Source organism: Melioribacter sulfuriphilus (assembly GCF_051488685.1).
In the GTDB taxonomy this organism is placed as follows: Bacteria; Bacteroidota; Ignavibacteria; order Ignavibacteriales; family Melioribacteraceae; genus Melioribacter.
Genome location: NZ_JBPSEH010000007.1, coordinates 75,378 through 95,032, shown reverse-complemented (window position 1 = coordinate 95,032; position 19,655 = coordinate 75,378). Strand labels below are relative to the sequence as shown.

The window sequence follows — 19,655 nt, the reverse complement described above, 5'->3', positions numbered from 1 at the left end:
ACATTTTTCTCGGGTTAGCTTAAGAATTAAGATGGTTAACAGTGCTGTACTGCAATCCATATTGATAGTATTACAATTTTCTACCTTTTTATTGAACAACTAAATTAGTTACAGCATTATATTACAACAGATTGCTAATATACCTGGTTGCGAAAGTAACTTTTATCTATTTTAATTTTGGATTTTGCGTTTTGATTCCGTTTTGCTAAGCTCAACTAAATCAAATGATAAGCTTTCAATATGTTTATTTCGTTTTATGTAACTAATTCTTCACATTACGATATAATAACTTGAATCAACCAATGATTTACTAAACTCCTGCTAAAACAACCTCGCAAATTAAATTTACGAATGATATTCGAGACTAATAAAATAAATAGTATCGAATATCCCTTCATAATTAATTATCTGCTTATTGAAAGCGGTAAAGAATATAAAAAATTACTTTCAAACTGTGAGAAATCAGGCTTCTTAATCTTTACTAAAGGATGTAAGTATTAACCCTTACGTTTTTCAGTTCCGATCGAATTAGAATCCCAAACCTTTTAACCTGCTGTGCTGACGGCCTCTAATTCTGTTCTATCTGAGAAACAATCCCCTTAGATTCAAATTGCCCGCCTTTAATTTTGTTAATAAATTTTCTGGCAGAGTTCCTTTTCCCGAAAACGGTATATAAATTTATGTCTTCATCTATAAATTTTTGACAATAACGCCATACCAGAATAAAAAATCTTTTCACCTTGTATTAGTATTGAGCACTGATGCAAAAATAATTTTATAAATTTACTCTAATTTTGTCTTATTGAATCGGTTTAGCTATATTTGATATCAACTATTTTATTCAAAAATTTATTGAAAATTCACAATTAATTCGGATTACATCTAATGGAATATATAAATACACTTTTTAGTATCGAAGGAAAAGTAATTTTAGTAACTGGAGGCAGCGGTATAATTGCGACTGCAATTACAGAAGGTCTCCTTAAATGCGGCGCAAATGTAATACTTATCAGCAGAAACGAAGAAAAACTAAAACAAATCTGTAATTCATTTAAAGAACTCGGAAAGATCGATTATATTAAATGTGACGTATTGAAAGAAGTTGACGTTGAAAATGCAAAAGAACAAGTACTCAAAAAATACGGTAAGATCGACGTCCTGATAAATGGAGCCGGTGGCAATCTTCCCGAAGCTACATTAAAGCCCGAAGAAAATATTTTCGACCTCAGTTTTGAAAATTTTAAAAAGGCTGTCGACTTAAATTTACACGGCACAGTATTGCCAACGTTAAAATTTGGACTGCCAATGGCAAGGAATGGCAGCGGTTCAATTATTAATATTTCTTCGATGGCAAGTTTAAGAGCAATTACGAGAGTTGCTGGATATTCTGCTGCCAAAGCAGCTGTGGATAATTTTACACGATGGATGGCAATGGAACTTGCTTTGAAATTTGGTGACGGCTTGAGAGTAAATGCAATTGCGCCAGGATTTTTAATTACAAATCAGAATCGTACTTTACTTACAAACATAGATGGTTCCCTCACCGATAGAGGGAAATCAATTATTAAAATGACGCCGTTCAAAAGATTCGGTCACCCTGCAGAATTAGTCGGAACTGTAATCTGGCTGGCTTCCGATGCCTCTAAATTTGTTACAGGCACTGTAATTCCAGTTGACGGCGGATTTAGTATTTTCAGTGGAGTATAAATGATGGACTTTAAAGATAAAATCGGATTTATCTATTCGTGGCGGTGGTTCGGGCCTAACGACCCACTTACTTTTGATGACATTAAAATTGCAGGAGCTACTGGAATTGTTACAGCACTACACCATATTCCCACTGGCGAAGTCTGGCCACAGGAAGAAATATTAAAAAGAAAAAATGAAATTGAAAAACCAGGGCTGAGCTGGGAAGTTGTAGAAAGTCTGCCAGTACACGAAAACATTAAAAAGAAGAAAAAAAATTACAGGCAATTGATTGAGAACTATAAAACTTCCCTGATTAATCTCTCCAGGTGTGGCATTAAAAGAGTTTGTTATAATTTTATGCCTGTACTCGATTGGTCGCGTACAAATCTAAAAATACATACTGAGGACGGAGCAATCGTCTCGGGATTCGAATCTCACGTTTTTGCGGCATTCGATCTTTTCATTTTAAAGAGAAAAGGTGCTGAAAAAGATTACTCTGAAGATATTATCAAAAAAGCTGAAGAGTATTTTGCTAGTATCGATGACAACGAAAAGCAACGACTCGTTGACACAATTTTGCTCGGCTTGCCCGGTTCTCTTGAAGCCTATACACTTGACGAGTTCCAAAAAGCACTAGATGACTACAAAGAAATTAATGACATTACCCTCCTTGAAAATTTAAAAGACTTTTTGAAAGAAATAATACCAGTCGCTGAAGAAAATGGGATACTGATGGCAATTCACCCGGATGATCCTCCGCGTCCTTTGCTGGGATTGCCTCGAGTAGTAAGCACATGCGACCATCTTCTCGAAATAATAAACAGTGTAGATTCCACTTCTAACGGGATCACTCTCTGTACAGGTTCACTCGGATCGGGAGTTCAAAATAACGTAACAGAAATAACAGCTAAATTAGCTCACCGTGTTAATTTTGTTCACCTTAGAAATGTAATTATCGACGCTGATGGAAATTTTCGAGAGAACAATCATCTGGAAGGGTCGGTGGACATGTATAACGTAGTAAAAATTCTTTTGCTTGAACAAAAACGAAGAATGGAAAATGGAATAGAAAATTACCGTATGCCCATGAGACCCGACCATGGAAAAACGACAGATTTTGACAGAGAAATTGAAAAACTTCGGAATAAAAAATTTTATCCAGGTTACTCCTTTATCGGAAGATTAAAAGGTTTGTCTGAATTGCAAGGTTTAGAAATCGGAATAAAATATTCGTTATGAAAAGTTGCTGTCCCTTCTTGCAAGAAGGGACAGCGCAAAAAGTTAATCAGCCATAAGGCAGGCAATTGCAACAGTATTCACAATATCATCCACTTTACATCCTCTCGATAAATCAAAGAATGGTCTTTTTACTCCCTGATTAATTGGACCAACAGCCTCAGCACCTCCTAATCTTTGAGCAATTTTATAGCCAATATTGCCTGCATTTAAATCGGGGAAAACCAGTACATTAGCACGGCCTGCAACTTCACTGCCAGGCGCTTTTTTCTTACCAACTGATTCAACAATTGCTGCATCGAATTGGAGCTCGCCGTCAACTTTCAAATCGGGTCTTTTTTGCCGTACAAGTTGCGTTGCAGTTCTCACTTTATCTACAAGTGGATGTTCAGCGCTGCCTTTTGTTGAAAACGAAAGCATGGCAATATACGGTTCTTCGCCAGTTAATTTTCTATGATTCTCTGCAGTCGAAATGGCAATATCTGCCAGTTGATTTGGGTCGGGATCGGGATTAACTGCGCAATCTGCGAAACTATAAACTTTATCGGGATAAGCCATCAAAAAGAAACTCGATAAAATTGAAATCCCTTCTTTCAAACCGACACAAAAGATTGCAGCACGTGTAACATCTGCAGTTGTAGCAACAGAACCTGCTACACTTCCGTGAGCCATCCCCTCTCTGACCATCATCCCTGCAAAGAAGATATCTCTTTTGACAGTCTCACGAGCTTCTTCAATTGTTATCCCCTTATGTTTTCTCAAATTATAAAATATATTAGCAAAATCACTTAACTTATCTGACCTCTCCGGGTCGATAATTCTTATGCCGGTTAAATCTATTTTTAATTCCAACGCCTGTGTACGTATCTTCTCCTCGTTTCCGAGCGTTATAACTGAGGCAATGCCTTCCTTTGTAATTATCTCAGCCGCTCTTAGTACTCTCTCGTCGTGTGATTCCGGCAATATTATGGTTCGCTTCTTTTGAGAAGCTTTTTCTCTCAGGTTTTTCAATAATGCAATTTCAGACATTTTTTCTCCTAATTTTTTTAAATTTTTATCTGTAAATATAATTAAAATGGACAATTTAGTTTGAATAATTCCTCTTTTTAACGATATTTTGGGAAAGATAATTCGTTTTTGAAATTATAAATGGAAAACAAACATACATACTCTCTAACTACTTTATTTACCTGGATTCTTACCATATCGATTGCAGCATTTATTCTCTATACTTTTGCAGAAATCTGGATTATGCTAATTATCGCACTATTGCTCTCGATGATATTTAAACCGATTGTGGATTTTATCGAAGCTCAAGGAATTAAAAGGACATATTCCGTGTTGATTGTTTTTGTATCGACAGGCGTAATTAGCATATTTGGAATTTCAATAATACTTCCCAAAATTGTTCACCAGATGAAACAAGTAATTAACCTAATGACTCCAGAAAATCTGGATAATACATTAGGACAAGTTGAAAAAGTAATACATAGCACTCTCCCCTTCCTCAGACCGATTAATCTGTCCGAAAAAATAAGTGCCGATTTGCAAGGAATGTTTAATGTATGGATCAGTGATCTTACTAATATCGTCGAAAGTTTATTTGCTGTAATAGCAATTTTAATAATTGTACCGTTTGTTACTTACTTTTTATTGAAGGATAGTACACTGTTACTAAAAGGCATAATAAATATAATGCCGAATAAATATTTCGAAGTATCATACTGGGTAATAAGAAAAATATCGCTTCAGCTCAGCAAATATGTAAGAAGCTGGATATTCGATGCCATGATTGTAGGGATTATGAGTGGTCTGGGCCTGGCAATACTCGGAATCAACAATTCAGCTTCAATTGGGTTTGTAGCAGGCGTAGGACATCTTATACCATATTTCGGTCCGATTATTGGTGGACTGCCGGCAATATTAATATCAGTAGTACAATTTGGAGATTTTTCGATGCTACCTAAAATAATATTAATGTTCCTGGCAGTCTATGCATTGGACAACGGCTTTATTCAGCCAAACTTATTTTCCAAGAGTACGGACATCCATCCGCTGGGAATAATTATATTAATCTTAATAGGCAGCAAGTTGCTCGGAATAATTGGGATGCTGCTTGCGGTGCCCACCGCCACGGTAATCAAAACCGCGGCAAAAGAATTTTATTACGGTTATAAGAATTATAAAGTTATCAGAATGTAACAACCGAAATCTTCTAAGATAAGGAATATCATGAAAATTCAATTTATTGGTGCAGCTCAAACCGTAACCGGTTCAATGCATTATATCGAAGCATGCGGCAAAAGATTTCTAATTGATTGTGGACTTTATCAAGGTAAAAGGAAACTGGCATTTGAACTCAACCGCACTTTTGATTTTTTCAATCCGGCAGAAATCGATTTTGTAATACTAACTCACGCTCATATCGACCATTCAGGCAATTTACCTACACTGGTAAAAAAAGGATTTAACGGCAAAATCTTTTCCACATTTGCCACTCGTGATCTGGCGTCAATCATGCTTTTGGACAGCGCTCATATACAAGAGAAAGATGTCGAATACGTAAATAAAAAAAGAAAGAAACGGGGACAAAATTTATTCGAACCTTTATATACTCAAACCGACGCCCGACAAACGCTCGAATTGTTCGTCGGAATAAATTATCATCGTGAATTTGAGATTGTGCCAGGAATCAAGTTGACTTTTTTCGACGCAGGACATATTCTCGGCTCAGCATCGCTTTTCCTTACAATTAATGAAAACGGGACATTAAAACAGATTGGCTTTTCGGGTGATCTCGGCCGTCCAAATTTACCTATATTAAGAGACCCGGAAAAAATTCCCGATGTTGACTATTACATTTGTGAATCGACTTATGGTAACAAAACGCACGACAATCCAGAACATACTGAAGAAAAATTAGCTGAAGTTATTAAATTAGCCTGGGAAAGGAAATCAAAAATAATAGTACCGGCCTTTAGTGTCGGCAGAACCCAAGAACTTGTTTATGCTATTCATCGAATATTCGAGAATAAAATGGCACCTGAAATACGAATATATGTAGACAGTCCATTGTCGGTTAACGCGACAGAAATTTTCAGGCTTCATCCCGAATGTTTCGATTTTGAGATCAGCCAATTTTTAATCGATCACAAAGACCCTTTCGGATTCGATAAATTGACTTATATTAAGGATGTTGAGGATTCAAAAAAGCTCAATACGACTTCTGGTCCATGCATGATAATCTCGAGCTCCGGTATGTGCGAATCCGGAAGAATCTTGCACCACTTAGCAAATAACATCGAGAACCCGGACAATATAATTTTAATCGTCGGTTATACTGCAGAAAATACACTTGGCCGAAAAATTGCCGAAAAACAATCGCCCGTTAATATTTTCGGCGATGAATACCAGCTCAACGCCGAAGTAATAGTCATGGATTCATTTAGCGCCCACGCCGATACAAACGAACTGTTTAATTACGTATCGCGTTTTGATAAAAGTCGACTTCGAAATATATTTCTGGTACACGGTGAACTGGAACAACAAATACCGTTTAAATCAAAGCTGCTTAATGCAGGATTCAAATCCGTAATTGTTCCCGAAAGGGGATATAGTGAGGAGTTGTAAAAACATATTATTTTCAATTACAATTTTGTTGACTGTAGCTTGCCGAGAGAACGAACCTACACAGCCTGGCGGAGAATCTATACCACCTCTTCCTCCGATAAAGTTTGGAGTCTATTCAGCTTTCGATGGTCTGGTTGGTTTATCCTGGAGTAAAAATAATGAGCCCGATATTGATGGCTACCTGGTATTCCGCAGCATTAACGATACATCTAACTTTATCAATATAGCTTTTACTTCAAACAATTATTATATCGATAGGAATCTCGATTACGACTCAACATATTTTTATCGTATTGCTGCAAAGGATATTTACGGCAACATTAGCAACTTCAGCAATACAGTGTCAGCTCGCCCCTTGAATATATTCCCTCCTTACAATCCAGTTTACTTATTTGTTTATGGCTACAACCGCGCTGGGAAACCAGAAATCGAAGTTTCGTGGTCACCTGCTTACGACAGCGACATCAGTCATTACGAGATCTTTAGAGACACCGTGGACAATTTTTCAATTAACAATCATTCACCCATTAAAGCTTCTTCAAATAATTATTTTCTTGATACTAATAGCATTGAACTTTTGAAAAAATATTATTACAAAATTGTAAGCGTTGACAAAGGAGGACTCAAAAGCAACGGTACCGACGCTGTTTCAGATTACGTACTCAATGCTCCTATTCTTCTTTATCCCGAAGATAATTCAACTGTTATTTGGCTGGATAAATTTGTATTTAAAGCTGCTTCTGCCCCAGCTTCATACGATTTGATTATACAGACGAGCGAGAACGGGGGAATGATAAATAGCATTTCTCTTTTCGATGTCAAACCCGATACAATTTATACTGTAAAAGCTGATAAAATATATCTTAAACCTTATATTAAGTACTACTGGAAAATAATTAGTTACACGAAAGATAAAAGACCAAATTCAATCAGTAAAACATTTTCATTTTTTTATAATCCCGTGCAAAATTGACTTGTTAACAAAACTCAAAATATTATCCGTAATCATTTATATATCATTGATAATGTGGACGACCCATACTTTAGCCGATGCCCAAGTTTTGAAGGACAGTTCTTTTTATTCCATAAATTCTTTATCCGAAAAATTGCTTAGAAACTCAGTCGACAAACAGCTAAACACACACATATTCAACACACGGCTAAGTTACAATTATATCCTTTCCGACCTTTTTGTTGGGCTCGAAGAAAATTTTAATTCGACAGTTGTTAAGTCTGCCGATAAGAACATAAAAGACGAGCAATACTTTAGACTTTTGTTGCGATACAAATTTAATAATTACTTCAGAACTGGAATACTTTTTTATAATAATCTTTACAAAGACAATCGCCCGCTATCTATCAACAAAACATACGTTACGCAAGCTACTTTTTTTGCGGGGTTTCAGCCTTGGGAAAAATTTGAAATGACGGCTTTCGGAGGTAAATCGTCAAACAATCAAATAGATGAAACAGACAACGGATTAGTCTATGGCGCCGAAATTAACCTAGCTCCAACTAATATCGATGAATTTATCTTCTCGTCGTTTATGAAATTTCAGAACGAAGATATTTCGCCGAGGAAAAATTCCTTTCGGTATGTAAAATTCGAATTGAATAACGAACTTGAAAATTTGAGAAATTTTATTTCATTCAATTATTCCGTACAAAAACGCGATTTTTATTTTAAAGCCGACAGTATTACTTCTTACGAATTCGGAATTAACAACAACATACAATCACGAGATGAAGCTAACTATCAAATTATCGACAGGCTTACATTTGGTCAATCAAATTCACCTCTGAAAATGGGATTGCTTGGAAAGCTTTACTGGAAACAGGTGAAAAGAGTTACCAGGTATGTTAGTATCATTAACACAACAAGCAGCTCATTCGATTCTGAAATTCAGGAAATGAATCTGGAACTTGGTTCAAATGTAGACTATACAACTGACAAACTGAAAGTACTATTTAAATTTACTTATTCAGAGCGAGACGAGAATCACAAGCCCCGTGAAATTGAAGGATTAAGTCAGATTATTTTCAATCAAAGAGCCAATACAGAAGCACTAAAAAATAACTTTTCGAAAATTGCTCACATTTCACTTTCTTCATTATACAAAATCACGAGTAATGATTTATTAACTTTTAATTTATACCACAGGAAACTGCAGTACGACACACCGAGTGCCGAAAACTATGACGATAGAGACGAGCTTCTAAGCACCGCCACATTAACCTATCTGAAAAAACTCAGTCGGATTTTTGCGGCATTCATTAATCTGGAAGGTACGTTCAATAAAACTGTCTATATTTTTTCCCAGAGAAGTTCAAATAATAATGTACAGAGAATACTCAAATTAGGCACAGGTGGGATAATTGAATCGAACAAATTTCGTTCTGTAAATACCGCCGAAGTTTCTGCCAACTATACCGTATTCGATTATGAAAAACTAAATCCGAACTACAAAAGTTTTTCATATCGCCATCTTTTGCTCAAAGACTCTACATTAGCAGCTGTTTTCAACAATATAAATTTTTTTGTAACAACCTATATTAAATTTTCGGAACAAGGGGATTTCAACTGGGATAATTTTTCAGCAAGTCCTATAAGATTTTTATCCGAATTTTATGCGGAGCCCAAATTAATTTTTGACATCGAAGGTTTGAAAGTTGGGTTCGGCATACGATATTTTTTGCTGGATGCATATAATTATGCTAGTGGTCTTGAAAAGAAACTTGCATCCACATATAAAAGTATTGGTCCCATTGCCTCGGCGCGTTATATAATCAACAACAAGATAGATTTCACATTCGACGGAATCTATGAATTCATATCATCATCAAACAATAACAGAAATGTGATTAATTTCAGTATGAATTTAAATTATCGATTATAATTTGCACCAGTAAAGATTGTGTTTTATTTTTATAGAGTCTTTTATGGAGCATCTAATTTGACAGAGAAAATATGTTATAAAGAAATTCCGAGCGACAGAAGTTTGCTGCCTGCATTGGACGAATTTATTATCGGCGTAGCGAAAGACGCTGGACTGTCAGAAGACAAATTTAACAATCTGTCGTTATCTTTTTCAGAAGCTGTTTCAAACAGTATTATCCATGGTAATAAAAACGATCCCGATAAAAGGATTAGGATTACAGTCAAGGTAGACGATTCAAAGATGATTATAATTATTAAAGATCAGGGGAAAGGGTTTAACCTCGATTCAATTCCGGATCCAACGAAGCCGGAGAATCTACTTAAAGAAAGCGGGCGAGGAATTCATATCATCAAATCTTTCGTAGACGAATTGAGATATAATTTTACCAGCGAAGGAACTGAAACCATTCTTGTGCTGAACTTAAAATAAATATTTTACTTATAAGGCATATTTCCTATATTGTATCCACAAATCCAATTAAAATAAGGAGCAGCCATGCCTAGAAAAAAAATTGCACTTATTGGAGGGGGACAAATTGGCGGCGTTCTCACTCAATTAATAGCATTAAAAGAATTAGGGGATGTTGTTTTATATGATATTGTCGAAGACCTTCCGCAGGGGAAAACACTGGACATAGCAGAAGCCTCGCGAGTTGACCAGTTCGATCTATCAATCAAAGGCACGAATGATTATAAAGATATTTCTGGCTCAGACCTCGTTATTATTACGGCTGGACTACCAAGGAAACCCGGCATGAGCCGTGACGACCTGTTAACTACCAATGCTAAAATAATGAAAACAGTCGCCGAGAATGTTAAAAATTACGCACCTGATTCAGTTGTTATAGTCATTTCTAACCCTCTCGATGCAATGGTAACGTTATTCCAAAAAGTTAGCGGTTTCCCAACCCACAGAGTTATGGGACAAGCAGGAGTACTCGATTCTTCCCGATTTGCATCATTCATAGCCTGGGAATTGGGAGTATCGGTTAAGGACGTAAATGCTATGGTTCTAGGCGGACATGGGGATACAATGGTTCCGCTGGTACGATACGCAAATGTAAATGGTATTCCAGTTATGGAAATGCTGGAACGAAAGTACAATGATGCCAACAAGGCAAAAGAAGTTATGGATGCAATAGTTCAGAGAACACGTATGGCAGGTGGCGAAGTTGTAAAACTGCTTAAAACAGGTTCTGCATTCTACTCTCCTGCAGCTTCGGCAACTGCAATGGCAAAAGCTATTTTGCATGATGAAAAAAGATTGCTACCTACCTGCGCATATCTCAATGGCGAATTCGGTGTTAAAGGATTTTATGTGGGCGTTCCCGCAATTTTAGGCGAAAAAGGCGTTGAAAAGGTTGTTGAACTCACACTGAATGATGAAGAACAAGCAATGTTTAATAATTCTGTCGACGCTGTTAAAAAATTAGTAGATGATATGATCATACTTGGCTTTTAACAAAAAACCCTCCTTTAAGGAGGGTTTTTTTATGAAAGAGTTTCGTAGACGCTTACGTACTTTCTGTTGTTTTTCTTGCGTTCAAACTTAACATAACCGTCAATTGTAGCAAAAAGAGAATGATCGCCAGCTAACTTAACATTTTTCCCCGGATGAAAATTTGTACCCTTCTGACGAACTAAAATTGAACCAGCTGTTACTCTTTCGCCGCCAAAAGCTTTCACTCCTAAATATTGCGGATTACTGTCGCGACCGTTTCTCGATGATCCCTGTCCTTTTTTATGAGCCATTTATTCCTCCTTCTATGCTATCTTTGTAATTTCAATTCTTGTTAATTGCTGACGATGCCCGTTTTTCTTTTCGTACGATTTTCTTCTTTTCTTTTTGAAGACTATCACTTTCTCATCCTTTACGTGCTCTAATACTTTAGCATGCACCTTAACGCCTTCCACTTTTGGAGCGCCGACTTTAATATTTTTATCGTCGTTATACAAAAGAACCGTATCGAAAACAACTTCGGATTCTGGCTCTTTATCTAATTTCGGAACATAAATTTTTTTGTTCTCCGTTACGATAAACTGTTGCCCAGCGATCTCTACAACAGCAAACATTATTCCTCCAAATTATCATTTTTTTGAAACGCTAATATACTTAAAACTTTTTATAGTTGTCAACTCTTAACACAACAGGAAATTTTATTTTCTAAAATTAAAATAAGGAAAAAATCTTTGTATAGCTCAAAATACTTTCGGGGCGGTATATTATTTACAATCGAGTATGCAATTTTATTACATAAATTTTCACAAATCGAATAATAAAAAAATTCAAATTTGCGAGGCAGAATACACTAATAAAAACAATAAGAATCGATGAAATAATTCTACTTTTGTATCTTCAAGGTAAAGCATGATGTATTTCTTTAATTCAATACTGTAAATTGGAAATGCAATTAAATATCTGACGCAGTTTTCCGCAAAATTGAATATTTACTTTTATCGTTTTATATTTGTTGCACTTTTTTTAATTTTTGTATGAAATTGCGTTACTTTTTAATGTGTCGGCATGTTCTTTAGACATGTAATCTTGTGATTATCTCATTATTTAAATGAGCAGCACAGACTATAGACTAAAATAAGAATCTGGTAAAATAAATTCTTAGAAATCATGTTTTTTGTTAATTATTTGCACCCGTAGCTTAATTGGATAGAGCATCTGACTACGGATCAGAAGGTTGGAGGTTCGAGTCCTCCCGGGTGTACGAAAAAAGCAGACTTACACTTAAGGTCTGTTTTTTTATTTTAAGAGAAAGATTTTAGGTCATTGAACTGATACTTTTCGGAATTAATTACATCTTATCGATATTTCGTTTGAGTAAATATGAACAACGATAGACATATTTATACAATATTCGGTGCATCGGGCGATCTCACAAAACGCAAATTAATACCTGCGCTCTACTCGCTTTATTTACAGAACCTCTTGCCAGATAAATATATAATACTCGGTGCAGCTCGTAGTCGTCTTACTGACGACGATTTCAGAAATATTATGAGGGAATCGATCCAGAACTCAGAAGAAATAGAGGACAAATCATTAATCGATGATTTCCTAGTACATTTATTTTATATTAATTTAGATTACAATAACTATCAGGATTATATACGACTAAAAAGATACATAGAAGAACTACGTACAAGATACGAGATACCGGGGAATTCTATTTTCTATTTATCAACTCCACCATCGTTATACAGAATTATTCCAGTCAATTTGGCTGCCGCAGGACTAAATACTACAGATGACGGCTGGAAAAGATTGATCATAGAAAAACCATTTGGTTTCGACCTGGCATCTTCAATAGAATTAAAAGATATCTTGCTTAAGGATTGGAAAGAAGAACAAATATTCCGCATTGATCACTACCTTGGGAAAGAAACCGTTCAAAATGTACTTGTTACTCGCTTTTCTAATGGAATATTCGAACCTCTCTGGAACAGAAACTACATCCACCATATTGAAGTTACTGCTGCAGAAAATATCGGAATTGAAAATAGAGGCGGTTATTACGATACAATTGGTGCATTGAGAGACATGATTCAAAATCATTTACTACAGTTAGTCGGTTTAATTGCTATGGAACCCCCCTCCTCACTTGAACCGCTTTCTATAAGAAATGAAATCCTGAAAGTGTTCCAATCTTTGCGGCCAATAAGGAAAGAAGATATAACAAAATTTACTGTTAGAGGACAATATGTAACTTCCGTTATTAATAATGAGGTTGTTAAAGGTTACAGGGAAGAAAATAATATAAAACCTGATTCAAAAACAGAGACATTTGCAGCAATAAAGTTTTTTATTGATAACTGGCGCTGGGGTGGCGTTCCTTTTTATATCAGAACAGGGAAAAGGCTTCCTACGCGCGTAACAGAGGTGGTAATTCATTTCAAGCCGACACCACATTTTCTGTTCAAACGAAATAATATCCAGGAAGCTTGCAATAAATTAATATTGAGAATCCAGCCGGATGAAGGTATGCTACTCGAAATTGGGATCAAAACTTCCGGGGCCGGTTTCGAAGTACAAAATATCGATCTCGACTTCAGGTACTCTGAGCTGGCGCATCAGCGAATTCCGACTGCCTACGAAAGACTACTTTATGATACGATCAGAGGTGATAATACACTCTTTGCACGTACTGAAGAAGTAATTGAAGCGTGGAAATTTCTCACTCCTATACTGGAAGAATGGTCAAATAATCCAGACGTACCGCTCTACGGTTACCCCGCCGGTACATGGGGACCAAAGGAAGCTGATAATCTATTCGAAGACGAAAATCAAACGTGGCATTTCCCGTGCCGCAATTTAACAAACAGCAATCTCTATTGTGAATTATAATGAAAAATGAAAAACTGATCATTTTCACTGACATTGATGAAATAGCCCGATTGGCCGTTGATTATATTAATAGTCAAACAAAGAATTTTCAGCCTCAAGCTTATTTTACCATTGCACTTGCGGGTGGAAATACTCCAAAAAGGTTGTTCAAAAAAATTGCTGAAGACTATAGTAAAAATATTGCATGGGAAAGGATAAAATTATTCTGGGGTGACGAAAGATGCGTACCGCCTGATAACGACGAAAGCAATTTTAAAATGACTTACGATAATTTATTAAAATATATCGATATCCCTCATGAAAATATTTTTAGAATAAAAGGCGAAAATGATCCAGCCAAAGAAGCTGCAAATTATTCACAATTATTAAAACAAAACTTACGCTTTAATAACGGACTTCCCTCTTTCGATTTAATGATGTTAGGTCTGGGCGAAGACGGACATACAGCTTCAATTTTTCCCGATCAGTTAAATTTGCTTAATGCCGAAGATTTCTGTGCTGTAGCCGTTCATCCTGTAAGCGGTCAAAAAAGAATTACGGTCACAGGTAAAATTATAAATAATGCATCAAAAATTATTATTCTCGCAACCGGCATAAAAAAGGCAAAAGTGCTTGGTGAACTACTTCATCATAAACCTGGAGCTGAAAAATATCCTGCATACTTTATAAATCCCACAAACGGAAAATTAAGATGGATTGTGGACAAAGAAGCTGCTAGTGAATTATAATCAACTAATCCTACGATTTAAATCACTAGTAATATAAAATTGCTCCTGAATTTATATTCATTCTGTTGAATTAGATTTTAATGCAGATATTTGTGTTGTAGATATATTTAACTGCCACACACTATAAAATTTCATTCATTTATAAATTGAGTAATAACCTGAAATAATGTTTCCTGCATTATTATATTTGTAAGAAATAATATTTGAGAAAATGATATTTCCGGAATTTGTATATAAGAATATGTTTTCTGCGCTACAGGAAGCAGAAAAAGCATTTGAGGAAAATGAAGTACCTATTGGGGCGGTTGTTGTTTATCAAAACAAAATTATTGGGCGGGGCTACAATCAGACCGAGCGTCTCAAAGATCCTACCGCCCATGCAGAAATGATTGCAATTACTTCTGCCGCCAACTATTTAGGCGATTGGCGTTTGAATGAATGCGACATTTATATCACTGCCGAACCGTGTATAATGTGTACAGGGGCTTTACTCCTCTCGAGAATTAAAACAATCTATTTTGGTACATACGAACCTAAATTTGGTGCTTGCGGTTCCCTCCACAATTTAATCGAAACAGGAAATTATAACCACAAACCGAAAGTTTACTCAGGAATTTACGAGAATGAATCGAGGGCACTTCTGGAAGAATTTTTTAGAAGGAAACGAAGTCTGAAAAACTGAGATGTAATTTGTTAATTAGGACATTTATAACTAATTTTCGCAATCAAATTTTTTTATTCACAAATAAATATAGTTGCCATGCAGATAATAATATTCGGAGCCCCTGGCGTGGGGAAAGGAACTCAAGCTAAAATACTCGCTTCAAAACTCAACTTGGCTCATATTTCTACGGGCGACATCTTACGAGATGCAATCAAAAATGAAACCGAACTCGGCCTTAAAGCCAAGGAAATTGTTCAAAGCGGCGGACTGGTTCCCGACGAAATTGTAGGTGGTATTGTAAAAGAAACCCTTCAACAGGAAAAATGCAAAAACGGTTTTATTCTTGATGGATTTCCAAGAACACTCCCTCAGGCTGAGATACTCACCCGCATTCTATCTGAATTAAATAACGAAAAATTGTATCTCATCAAACTCGAAGCCGACGATAATGTAATTATCAGTCGACTATCGAATAGACTCGTTTGCAACAAGTGCGGCTTTATAATCAATAAGGACGCACTGAATGAAAACACTAAATGTCCTTCTTGTGGTGCCGAAGACAGCTTTGTTAAAAGAAAAGACGACGAAGAAGAGGTAATAAAAAACCGGCTTAAAGTCTACCACGAAACTACAGAACCTGTTTTCAAATACTACCATGACAAAGCGGAAATTATTGAAGTTGATGGAACAAAATCGATTGAAGAGGTAAGTAAGGCAATTCTCGAAAAATTAGGCCGCAACTAACATACCTGGCAGTCTCGTCTATAGATAAAATATTTAGTAAACAGGATTGAGACTGCCTTTTTAATTTTCTTTTTTCTTTAAAACAACTTTAACAGCTTTACCATTATCCAATTTCAATATTTTTGCATTGTAAGCGCGAATCAACTCGTAGTTATGTGTAGCAAAAATAACGGAAGTGCCGCGTGAATTGATTTTTTTTAATATGGAGAGTATTTCATCGGCAGTTTCAGGGTCGAGATTTCCGGTCGGCTCATCAGCCAATATTAAGAAAGGATCGTTTATAATGGCTCGAGCAATTGCAACTCTTTGTTTTTCACCTCCTGACAATTCATCAGGCATATTCTTCTGCTTATGAGTTAAGCCAACCTCAGAAAGAGCGTTCATTATTCGCCTTTTTATTTCCTTCCTATGAGTACCTGTAACCTCAAGCACAAAAGCAAGGTTATCGTAAACGTTCCGGTCGCTTAATAACTGAAAATCCTGAAAAATTACTCCAATTTTTCTTCGAAGATATGGAATATCCTTTGTTTTAATTGAATCGGACGAGTATTCACCAACCTGCACATAACCGGAATCCGGAAAACAATCCATATAAATTAATTTCAAAAGGGTTGATTTACCTATTCCGCTTTTTCCAATTAAAAAGACGAATTCGCCTTGTTCAACCTGTAAGTTTAGATCCTGAAATACAGGCTGATTCGAATATGAAAAATCTACATGGTTAAATATCAACATGACTTTTTCTTTAATATAAATTGTGCTCTTTCTGAATCCTTCTTTACATCGTTGAAGGTAAACGCATCAAAACAATTTACAACATATAGTCCGGTAGAGTCGATCAGTTCCAGATATTCTTCAATACTGTAAATCCTCTGCCGATGCTCTTCATAATATTTAGTTCCATCTTCCATTATTATTTCAAAATTGTTGTAATGAATTCTCTCTTTTTTATCGTAATAACTTTTTTGAGTATACTTTATCTTTCCGTATTTACCACTCCTGTTAAGATATTTTGCATTCTTAATACTGTTGAACTCCAAACTAACATCAAAAGTAAAAATGCCAGTGGTTTCCAGACACCTCTCAACTTCGGCAAAGAGCATTTTAAGCTTTTCTTTTTCTGTAAGATAATTAATGCTATCAAATGTTGAAAAAATAAGATTGAATTTATTTTTAAATGGTAATAATGTCATATCACAACAAACTAATTTAACCTGAGCATTGGCAATACTAAGCATGTCGTATGAACTATCGATTGCTACATAATCAGTGAATTTATTAGATAAAAGACGTGCTAGTTCACCTGTACCGGCAGCCAATTCGAGAACTTTACAATTTTGTGTATCGAGCCCTGCAGCAATATCCAATAAATATTTGGCCCAATCATTATAATCGATTGAACGCATCAGATGCCCATAAATTTTTGCCAGTGCAGAATATTGAGGCACCTTTCTACTCTTCATTCTTTTTTCTGTTTCGAATAATTTTTTCGGCCCATAAAATAGCTTCAACCATGCTCCTTTCCATTGCCACTCCTTTCCCGGCTATATCAAAAGCTGTACCGTGGTCGGGCGACGTTCTTACAATCGGTAAATTTGCCGTATAATTCACTCCAGTATTGAAGTATAGCATTTTGAATGGAATCAATACCTGGTCGTGATACATCCCAACTATTCCGTCATATTTCTTATATAACGCAGCACCAAAAAAAGCATCTGCGGGGAATGGACCATCAACAAAATTAAATAAATCCACCACGGGTTTAATAATCAATTTTTCTTCTTTACCAATGAGTGCATTTTCACCTGCATGAGGATTTAAACCAAGCACTGCAATCCTTGGATTTTTTAGACCAATATCATTTGAAAGAACTCGATAGAGTATTTCGATATTTTTTTTCAATACTCTTTTATTAATCATCTTCGGTACATTTTTAACGGGGACATGGATAGTCAACAAAGAGCAAATCATTTTTTCAGACAGGAAGACCATCGAATAATCTTTGGTAGCGGTTAGATGCGCTAACAGCTCCGTATGGCCGGGGAAATTGATTCCCGCCATCGAAAGTGCTTCTTTGGAAATGGGAGCAGTTACAATTCCGTCGCACAAATTATCTTCGACTGCCTTAACAGCTCTGAGAATCGCGTAGTATGAAATTTCACCGGATTCTTTAGAAGGCTTGCCTGCAGTCAAACGAGCTTTACCTAAATTACAAATATGAATATTAAATTTTCCATTCGCGTGTTCTTCGTTTTCTATTACGTCATACGCAATGTCGACATTCAATTTTTTTCTGTAATGCTCAAAAATATTGTGAGGAATGTAAATAAAAAAATTACGACGACGGGATGCTAATCGAAAAATCGCTTTCAATATTATTTCAGGACCAACTCCGTTAACATCGCCACATGTTATTGCAAATTTTGGCATTTATTTCTCTAATCTGTAATTACCCAATCCTTTTTCGTCGACAAATATAAATTGCTTGTCAATATTTTCATAATACCAGTATTCTTTCACTATGCTGTCGGAATAATCCCTTTCGATCCGATCAGGTTTACCAAATTTTATATAGACTATTCCACGGTCGGAAAGCGCTCCTTTCTTTTCTGTCATTGTGGAAAAGTTATTCTCGGCATAATCCGCTCGTCGGTAAAACTCATTCATCAGACCGTTATAAACTGATTCTCCTGAAGGATAATGTTTATTCCAATATTCGACAAGACTGTTGAACAGCGTTCCTAAAGAATTCTTCTTTATTTCAACTGCTGCATCTTTACCAAATACAGCTTCCATAATATCGACAGCGTAGCGGACGTCGTGCAATACAGTAGGTTTATCGATCCAGCATATTTCAAGAAATGTTTTGTACAACAACGAATCATTTTTATATATGCTTAATTTTGCTTTGCCTTCATAGAGGTGACTGCTTTTACTATTGATCAATACATAAGAACCGTTGCCACTTTTAGTCAGCAAATATAGATCGTTATTACATTTATTGATCGATAGAAATCCGTTATGAATTTTATCGATTAGAGTATCAGAAATGACTTTTTGATTTTGCTCAATTTTAATCCTTAAATTTTCTGAAGCAATATCATTACTCAAGGGTATTATCAAGCCGTAATTCCTTGATGAAAAAGGAATTTGATTTCCGTAATTAGCAATTAAATAACCCTCGCGTCCATCACAATCATACTCCCTTAAATCAATTATTACGGGATCAAAATATTTTTCATCAGTACGTATAAATATCGTATCAAGAATCTCGGTTTTATTACTGTTCAGATACGATACTGTAGGTATTAAATAATAGTCACCATTTTTTATCAAGAAATGTGTAAAAGCCTGCGAATAATCTGTATTGCTTTCCGTTTGTTCGTAAGATTTTGCAATTACTTCTTCGGTTATCGTTTTCCTCTCAACGAAGGGGTCTTTTTGAAACAGTTCGAGTGATAACGAATAACCTGACACATAGTTATTTTGCTTTTTTATAAAGACGAGTCTTTCGTAAGGAATTCTGATGGATATGTAAAGATAATTTGAGTCAGCAACACGCAGCAAATTTTTCTCGATAAATAGACCTGCGTGACACTGAGCTGAGGATTCACTCTTAATTAAAAACAAGAATATAATCGACAGTAGAAGTGTTAACCTGGTCATCTG

General features: G+C 35.8%; 19 protein-coding genes and 1 tRNA gene. 13 read left to right on the top strand and 7 right to left on the bottom strand.

Annotation, left to right across the window (positions count from 1 at the left end; genetic code table 11):
* Positions 1-885: 885 nt before the first annotated feature.
* Both ACSSV9_RS10515 and uxuA read left to right on the top strand, forming a co-directional pair.
* Positions 886-1,707, top strand: coding sequence for an SDR family oxidoreductase (locus ACSSV9_RS10515; RefSeq protein ID WP_437347214.1), 822 nt, complete (start codon positions 886-888; stop codon positions 1,705-1,707).
* Between the two features lie 3 nt (positions 1,708-1,710).
* Positions 1,711-2,928 (top strand): mannonate dehydratase, encoded by a 1,218-nt coding sequence (gene uxuA, locus ACSSV9_RS10510; RefSeq protein ID WP_437347354.1) that lies wholly within the window; start codon positions 1,711-1,713, stop codon positions 2,926-2,928.
* Between the two features lie 42 nt (positions 2,929-2,970).
* Here the strand turns inward: uxuA and pta are convergent, their stop codons facing one another.
* Positions 2,971-3,954, bottom strand: a complete 984-nt coding sequence (gene pta, locus ACSSV9_RS10505) for a phosphate acetyltransferase (RefSeq protein ID WP_437347213.1) — start codon at positions 3,952-3,954, stop codon at positions 2,971-2,973.
* Between the two features lie 120 nt (positions 3,955-4,074).
* Here pta and ACSSV9_RS10500 point away from each other — a divergent pair, with 120 nt between their 5' ends.
* From ACSSV9_RS10500 to mdh, 6 genes are all read left to right on the top strand, one after another.
* On the top strand, positions 4,075-5,127 hold the full coding sequence (locus tag ACSSV9_RS10500) for an AI-2E family transporter (protein WP_437347212.1): 1,053 nt from the start codon (positions 4,075-4,077) through the stop codon (positions 5,125-5,127).
* 30 nt (positions 5,128-5,157) lie between these two features.
* Positions 5,158-6,555: an MBL fold metallo-hydrolase RNA specificity domain-containing protein gene (locus ACSSV9_RS10495; RefSeq protein WP_437347211.1), complete on the top strand. Its 1,398-nt coding sequence runs from the start codon at positions 5,158-5,160 to the stop codon at positions 6,553-6,555.
* Complete coding sequence (locus ACSSV9_RS10490; RefSeq protein ID WP_437347210.1) at positions 6,542-7,528, top strand: fibronectin type III domain-containing protein; 987 nt, start codon at positions 6,542-6,544, stop codon at positions 7,526-7,528. Before ACSSV9_RS10495 ends, ACSSV9_RS10490 begins: the two co-directional genes overlap by 14 nt.
* A gap of 1 nt (position 7,529) precedes the next feature.
* Entirely contained in the window at positions 7,530-9,452 is a 1,923-nt protein-coding gene (locus ACSSV9_RS10485) for a hypothetical protein (RefSeq protein ID WP_437347209.1), read from the top strand.
* 57 nt (positions 9,453-9,509) lie between these two features.
* Positions 9,510-9,923, top strand: coding sequence for an ATP-binding protein (locus ACSSV9_RS10480; protein WP_437347208.1), 414 nt, complete (start codon positions 9,510-9,512; stop codon positions 9,921-9,923).
* A 66-nt stretch (positions 9,924-9,989) separates the two neighbouring features.
* Positions 9,990-10,955: a malate dehydrogenase gene (mdh, locus tag ACSSV9_RS10475; RefSeq protein WP_437347207.1), complete on the top strand. Its 966-nt coding sequence runs from the start codon at positions 9,990-9,992 to the stop codon at positions 10,953-10,955.
* A gap of 29 nt (positions 10,956-10,984) precedes the next feature.
* Here mdh and rpmA read toward each other — a convergent pair whose 3' ends face one another.
* Complete coding sequence (rpmA, locus tag ACSSV9_RS10470) at positions 10,985-11,245, bottom strand: 50S ribosomal protein L27 (protein ID WP_437347206.1); 261 nt, start codon at positions 11,243-11,245, stop codon at positions 10,985-10,987.
* A 12-nt stretch (positions 11,246-11,257) separates the two neighbouring features.
* Complete coding sequence (gene rplU, locus ACSSV9_RS10465; RefSeq protein ID WP_437347205.1) at positions 11,258-11,566, bottom strand: 50S ribosomal protein L21; 309 nt, start codon at positions 11,564-11,566, stop codon at positions 11,258-11,260.
* Between the two features lie 573 nt (positions 11,567-12,139).
* Between rplU and ACSSV9_RS10460 the strand changes: the two genes are divergently transcribed.
* The 5 genes from ACSSV9_RS10460 to ACSSV9_RS10440 all read left to right on the top strand — a co-directional run bounded on the left by ACSSV9_RS10460 (position 12,140) and on the right by ACSSV9_RS10440 (position 15,986).
* Positions 12,140-12,213 (top strand) — tRNA-Arg (locus ACSSV9_RS10460).
* A 119-nt stretch (positions 12,214-12,332) separates the two neighbouring features.
* Positions 12,333-13,850, top strand: a complete 1,518-nt coding sequence (zwf, locus tag ACSSV9_RS10455) for a glucose-6-phosphate dehydrogenase (RefSeq protein WP_437347204.1) — start codon at positions 12,333-12,335, stop codon at positions 13,848-13,850.
* The gene (gene pgl / locus ACSSV9_RS10450; RefSeq protein ID WP_437347203.1) at positions 13,850-14,578 is read left to right on the top strand and encodes a 6-phosphogluconolactonase; all 729 of its coding nucleotides are present in this window, start codon (positions 13,850-13,852) and stop codon (positions 14,576-14,578) included. The genes zwf and pgl overlap by 1 nt, the downstream gene beginning before the upstream one ends.
* Positions 14,579-14,819: 241 nt before the next feature.
* Positions 14,820-15,260 carry a nucleoside deaminase gene (locus ACSSV9_RS10445; protein WP_437347202.1) on the top strand — a complete coding sequence of 147 codons (441 nt, stop codon included), beginning with the start codon at positions 14,820-14,822 and terminating at the stop codon, positions 15,258-15,260.
* 78 nt (positions 15,261-15,338) lie between these two features.
* Complete coding sequence (locus ACSSV9_RS10440; protein WP_437347201.1) at positions 15,339-15,986, top strand: adenylate kinase; 648 nt, start codon at positions 15,339-15,341, stop codon at positions 15,984-15,986.
* Between the two features lie 60 nt (positions 15,987-16,046).
* Here ACSSV9_RS10440 and ftsE read toward each other — a convergent pair whose 3' ends face one another.
* Genes ftsE through ACSSV9_RS10420 form a run of 4 tightly spaced genes read right to left on the bottom strand, consistent with a single transcriptional unit; the run spans position 16,047 to position 19,652 of the window.
* Positions 16,047-16,721: a cell division ATP-binding protein FtsE gene (ftsE, locus tag ACSSV9_RS10435; RefSeq protein WP_437347200.1), complete on the bottom strand. Its 675-nt coding sequence runs from the start codon at positions 16,719-16,721 to the stop codon at positions 16,047-16,049.
* Positions 16,715-17,449, bottom strand: a complete 735-nt coding sequence (locus tag ACSSV9_RS10430; RefSeq protein ID WP_437347199.1) for a class I SAM-dependent DNA methyltransferase — start codon at positions 17,447-17,449, stop codon at positions 16,715-16,717. The genes ftsE and ACSSV9_RS10430 overlap by 7 nt, the downstream gene beginning before the upstream one ends.
* Positions 17,439-18,416, bottom strand: coding sequence for a 4-hydroxythreonine-4-phosphate dehydrogenase PdxA (pdxA, locus tag ACSSV9_RS10425; protein ID WP_437347198.1), 978 nt, complete (start codon positions 18,414-18,416; stop codon positions 17,439-17,441). The genes ACSSV9_RS10430 and pdxA overlap by 11 nt, the downstream gene beginning before the upstream one ends.
* On the bottom strand, positions 18,417-19,652 hold the full coding sequence (locus ACSSV9_RS10420; RefSeq protein WP_437347197.1) for a GWxTD domain-containing protein: 1,236 nt from the start codon (positions 19,650-19,652) through the stop codon (positions 18,417-18,419). It lies immediately after the preceding gene.
* Between the last annotated feature and the right edge of the window lie 3 nt (positions 19,653-19,655).

Coding starts and splice junctions, on each gene's coding strand:
- ACSSV9_RS10515 (WP_437347214.1), top strand. CDS start 886: ATGGAATATATAAATACACTTTTTAGTATCGAAGGAAAAGTAATTTTA.
- uxuA (WP_437347354.1), top strand. CDS start 1,711: ATGGACTTTAAAGATAAAATCGGATTTATCTATTCGTGGCGGTGGTTC.
- pta (WP_437347213.1), bottom strand. CDS start 3,954: ATGTCTGAAATTGCATTATTGAAAAACCTGAGAGAAAAAGCTTCTCAA.
- ACSSV9_RS10500 (WP_437347212.1), top strand. CDS start 4,075: ATGGAAAACAAACATACATACTCTCTAACTACTTTATTTACCTGGATT.
- ACSSV9_RS10495 (WP_437347211.1), top strand. CDS start 5,158: ATGAAAATTCAATTTATTGGTGCAGCTCAAACCGTAACCGGTTCAATG.
- mdh (WP_437347207.1), top strand. CDS start 9,990: ATGCCTAGAAAAAAAATTGCACTTATTGGAGGGGGACAAATTGGCGGC.
- rpmA (WP_437347206.1), bottom strand. CDS start 11,245: ATGGCTCATAAAAAAGGACAGGGATCATCGAGAAACGGTCGCGACAGT.
- rplU (WP_437347205.1), bottom strand. CDS start 11,566: ATGTTTGCTGTTGTAGAGATCGCTGGGCAACAGTTTATCGTAACGGAG.
- zwf (WP_437347204.1), top strand. CDS start 12,333: ATGAACAACGATAGACATATTTATACAATATTCGGTGCATCGGGCGAT.
- pgl (WP_437347203.1), top strand. CDS start 13,850: ATGAAAAATGAAAAACTGATCATTTTCACTGACATTGATGAAATAGCC.
- ACSSV9_RS10445 (WP_437347202.1), top strand. CDS start 14,820: ATGTTTTCTGCGCTACAGGAAGCAGAAAAAGCATTTGAGGAAAATGAA.
- ACSSV9_RS10440 (WP_437347201.1), top strand. CDS start 15,339: ATGCAGATAATAATATTCGGAGCCCCTGGCGTGGGGAAAGGAACTCAA.
- ftsE (WP_437347200.1), bottom strand. CDS start 16,721: ATGTTGATATTTAACCATGTAGATTTTTCATATTCGAATCAGCCTGTA.
- ACSSV9_RS10430 (WP_437347199.1), bottom strand. CDS start 17,449: ATGAAGAGTAGAAAGGTGCCTCAATATTCTGCACTGGCAAAAATTTAT.
- pdxA (WP_437347198.1), bottom strand. CDS start 18,416: ATGCCAAAATTTGCAATAACATGTGGCGATGTTAACGGAGTTGGTCCT.
- ACSSV9_RS10420 (WP_437347197.1), bottom strand. CDS start 19,652: ATGACCAGGTTAACACTTCTACTGTCGATTATATTCTTGTTTTTAATT.